Here is a 3335-nt window from a genome sequence, read left to right as displayed (position 1 = left end):
GCCCTCGCGGTCGCGCCAGACACCGGTGTTGTCGACGACGATGGCATCGTCGATGCCGTACTTGGTGTAGTCAATGTCCGCCGGGTTGTTGGCGTAAATCATCTGAATCTTGGTGCCGTTGGCCCAGATGACCTCGTTCTCCTCGTCAACAGCGATGGTGCCATTGAAGGCACCGTGGACAGAGTCACGACGCAGGAGCGAGGCGCGCTTGAAGATGTCAATGTCACCCTTCTTGCGCACGACGATAGCGCGCAGGCGCACGCCGCCGTAAGCAGCCTCGCGGGCAATCAGGATGCGGGCCAGCAGGCGGCCGATGCGGCCGAAGCCATAAAGAACGACGTCGGTGGATTCCTTGTCCACGCCAGCGCCGACGAGATCCACGAGGGTCTCCTCGAGGTAGTTGCGCAGGTTATCGGAGCCGGACTCCTGGAAGCCAGTGGCCAAGCGGCCCAAGTCGATGGAAGCGGTGCCCAGGTTCATCGAGCACAGTTCCTTGAGGATGGGCAGGGTCTCTGCGGTGGAAAGTTCGCGCTCGGCAATGCGGCGAGCGTAGCGGTGTGCCTTGATGATGTCGATGTCGGTCACGCCGATGAGCAGGCGGCCGTAGATAGAGGTGACAACGTTGTTGTTGCGGTGCAGCTGGTGGATGAGCGGGATCATCTCTTGAGCCAACTCCAGGCGCTCGTTCCAATCCTCGTGCCCAATGTGCGCGTTCGAAGTCACGTGCTTTGTATCCTTTACTCGTCAAAAAGGGTGTAAAACTCTGTCCATCCGTAAATATTAACCGTTATTCATGCCCGTTTGGGTGTAGTTGAGCGAGGATCTCCGCCACACTACCCCCGCCGAGTTTCATTACATCGACGCCGACGAGGCAATAGTCCACGTCCGCGTCAAGCTGGGCACGGCGAGGTTTCAGTAGCGCGTTGAGATAGGGGTAGACCAAAGGCAGGTCCGGGTGTGCCCGTGTGTAGGCGGTCTCCAGCCCGCGGGCATAGCGCCCGGAGAACGCGCGGGTCGACACCGTCCGGCCGCCACGGCGCAGAAGGCCACGGTTGTGTTCACTCGTCCCGGCCTCCTCGGAGAGCAGGAAGGCGGAACCACAGCTGACTGCTTTTACCCCCGGCCAGGCCAGGGCCGTGGCAACATCCTCTGCGGTGCGCAGACCGCCCGCGGCGATGAGCGGGAGGTCCGTGACTTGATGGACTGCCGCAACAAGTTCTTTAAGCGGGCGCTGGTCGGGTTCCGCACCCGGGTCCCACACACCGCGGTGCCCGCCGGCTTCAGGCCCCTGCACACACAACACATCGACGCCTCGCGCGGCCGCGGCCTGCGCCTCCTCCGGGGTGGTGACCGTCGTCCACGCCTCTGCCCCAGCGGCATGGATGCGCGAGATCTCTTCCTCGCTAAAGACGCCGAACATCGACCAGAGCACTGCTGCCCCACCCTCCAGCGCGGCGGCGAGCTTGTCCTGCCAACCGAAGTTTAGGGAGACGTCGCCAAGCACGGCGCCCTCTTCCGCAGCGAGGGACTGCGCAGCCGCGAGTTCCGCTTCGGTCAGCGCGCGCTGCGGGTGAAAGATATTGACCCCGAAGCGCGTGCCCACACACGCAGCGATGGCCTCCCGCGCGGCGTCGACGGAGCAAGTCCCCAGCCCCAGCGCGCTGAAGGAACCGGCGGCGTCGGCGGCGGCCACCAACCCAGGTGTGGTGGGCCCGCCGGCCATCGGGGCAGGTAGGACGGGGCAAGTGATAGCCTCAAGAAGTTGACTCATGGTCCCCCAGCCTAAAGAAAAACCATCAAGGGAGTAGTTGTGTCTGCCATCCGTGACTTTTTCACCCGCCTCTTTGGCCGCGCCGACGACGCACCAAATAAGAAGGCACAGAAGGCCGCCGCCCCCGGATTAAACCCGGCGGATTTAAGCGCCGAGTGGCTCATCGTGGGCTTGGGTAACCCCGGCGCGAAATACGCCGCGACCCGCCACAATGTGGGATACATGGCGGTGGATGATCTCCTCGCCGAATCCGGAGACATGCTTGAACCTGTCACGGGGCACCAACTTAGTGCGGCGCAGCTCGAGCTCGAGGACACGAAGGTCGTGGCTTTGCGTTCGCACACGTACATGAATCTCTCCGGCGATCCCATTGCCCCCTTGGCCGCGCACCTGGGGGTTGCGGCAGAAAACATCATCGTCATCCACGATGAGCTCGACCTACCCGCCGGCAAGGTGCGCATTAAAAAGGGTGGTAACGAGAACGGCCACAACGGTCTAAAGTCGCTGAGCGAGCGCTTGGGCACGCGCGATTACCTGCGCGTGCGCGTGGGTATCGGGCGCCCGCCCAAGGGTGGTTCCATTCCAGATTGGGTGCTCGCGCCTGTCGACGCCAGCGCGAAGCTCGATTCCACCATCGCCACCGCCGCCGAAGCCGCGCGCCTCATCGTGACCGAGGGACTCAACAAGGCCCAGCAGGAAATCCATTCTCGGTCGAAATAAACCCCGGCGCTGCCGCGCTCAACGCCCTACACTGTCCGAGTATGAGCCGCGCGAGCAAGAACCTTCCTTCTAATCATGACCCTCGAACAATTGTCATCACCGGTGCGTCGAGCGGGGTGGGTGCGGCTGCTGCCCGCATCCTTCACCAGCGCCGCCCACAGGATTCCCTCGTGCTCGTGGGCCGCAATCCAGAGAAGACGCAGGCTGTGGCCGAGGAGATCGGCGCCAACTTTCATGTGGCCGATTATGAGTCTTTGGGCCAGGTGCGCCGGCTCGCCGAGGAGCTGCGCCAGTACCCGCAGATCGATGCCTTGGGCAATAACGCCGGCGGGATGTTCGACGGCCCCTTCGCCACCGCCGATGGCTTCGAACGCACGTGGCAGATCAACGTTGTGGCCCCTTTTCTTCTGACCTCCTTGTTGCGGGATACCCTGCGGGCCAGCAAGGCCACCGTGGTGCAGACCGCTTCTTTGGCCAACATGCTGTACTCCTCTTTCGACCCCGGTGACCCGAATACCTTTGAAAAGTTCAGCGCCGAGCGCGCCTATGGCAACGCCAAGTTGGGCGATATTCTGTTGACCCGTTATCTCGACTCCCACGGGCTTACCTCCGTGGCCTTTCACCCGGGCATTTTGAATACTGGTTTCGGGCATAACTCAACGAGTAGGACGAGCAAGCTCTATTCGACCGCTGCGGCTCAGTACGTCTTGGGCAAAGCGGACAAGGGTGGGGAGAACTTGGCCTACTTCCTCAGCGGCACACCGGGGATCCATTTCAAATCCGGCGAGTATTACAACCAGAAGCGCAAGCCGGGGTTGCAGCGACCGATTGCGAAGAAGCTCTC

At 62.4% G+C, this 3335-nt stretch carries 4 protein-coding genes; 2 read left to right on the top strand and 2 right to left on the bottom strand.

Going from position 1 to position 3335, the window contains the following annotated elements; translation table 11 throughout:
• A partial coding sequence (locus RDN59_RS11740) for a glyceraldehyde 3-phosphate dehydrogenase NAD-binding domain-containing protein (RefSeq protein WP_308607990.1) occupies positions 1 to 723 on the bottom strand: 723 nt, incomplete at its 3' end.
• 64 nt (positions 724 to 787) lie between these two features.
• Positions 788 to 1771 carry a nitronate monooxygenase gene (locus tag RDN59_RS11735; protein ID WP_308607989.1) on the bottom strand — a complete coding sequence of 328 codons (984 nt, stop codon included), beginning with the start codon at positions 1769 to 1771 and terminating at the stop codon, positions 788 to 790.
• 39 nt (positions 1772 to 1810) lie between these two features.
• On the opposite strand from RDN59_RS11735, the gene pth reads away from it, so the two are divergent.
• Together pth and RDN59_RS11725 are read left to right on the top strand one after the other, a co-directional pair.
• Positions 1811 to 2491, top strand: coding sequence for an aminoacyl-tRNA hydrolase (gene pth / locus RDN59_RS11730; RefSeq protein ID WP_308607988.1), 681 nt, complete (start codon positions 1811 to 1813; stop codon positions 2489 to 2491).
• Positions 2492 to 2532: 41 nt separating this feature from the next.
• Positions 2533 to 3335, top strand: an 803-nt coding sequence (locus RDN59_RS11725) for an SDR family NAD(P)-dependent oxidoreductase (RefSeq protein WP_308607987.1), incomplete at its 3' end; no start/stop codon positions are given.

This window comes from uncultured Corynebacterium sp., from assembly GCF_902489365.1.
Classification (GTDB): Bacteria; Actinomycetota; Actinomycetes; order Mycobacteriales; family Mycobacteriaceae; genus Corynebacterium.
This window is presented reverse-complemented; position numbering and strand designations above follow the sequence as displayed.

Excerpts from the sequence above, each read along its gene's own strand:
- RDN59_RS11735 (WP_308607989.1), bottom strand. The coding sequence starts at position 1,771 with ATGAGTCAACTTCTTGAGGCTATCACTTGCCCCGTCCTACCTGCCCCG.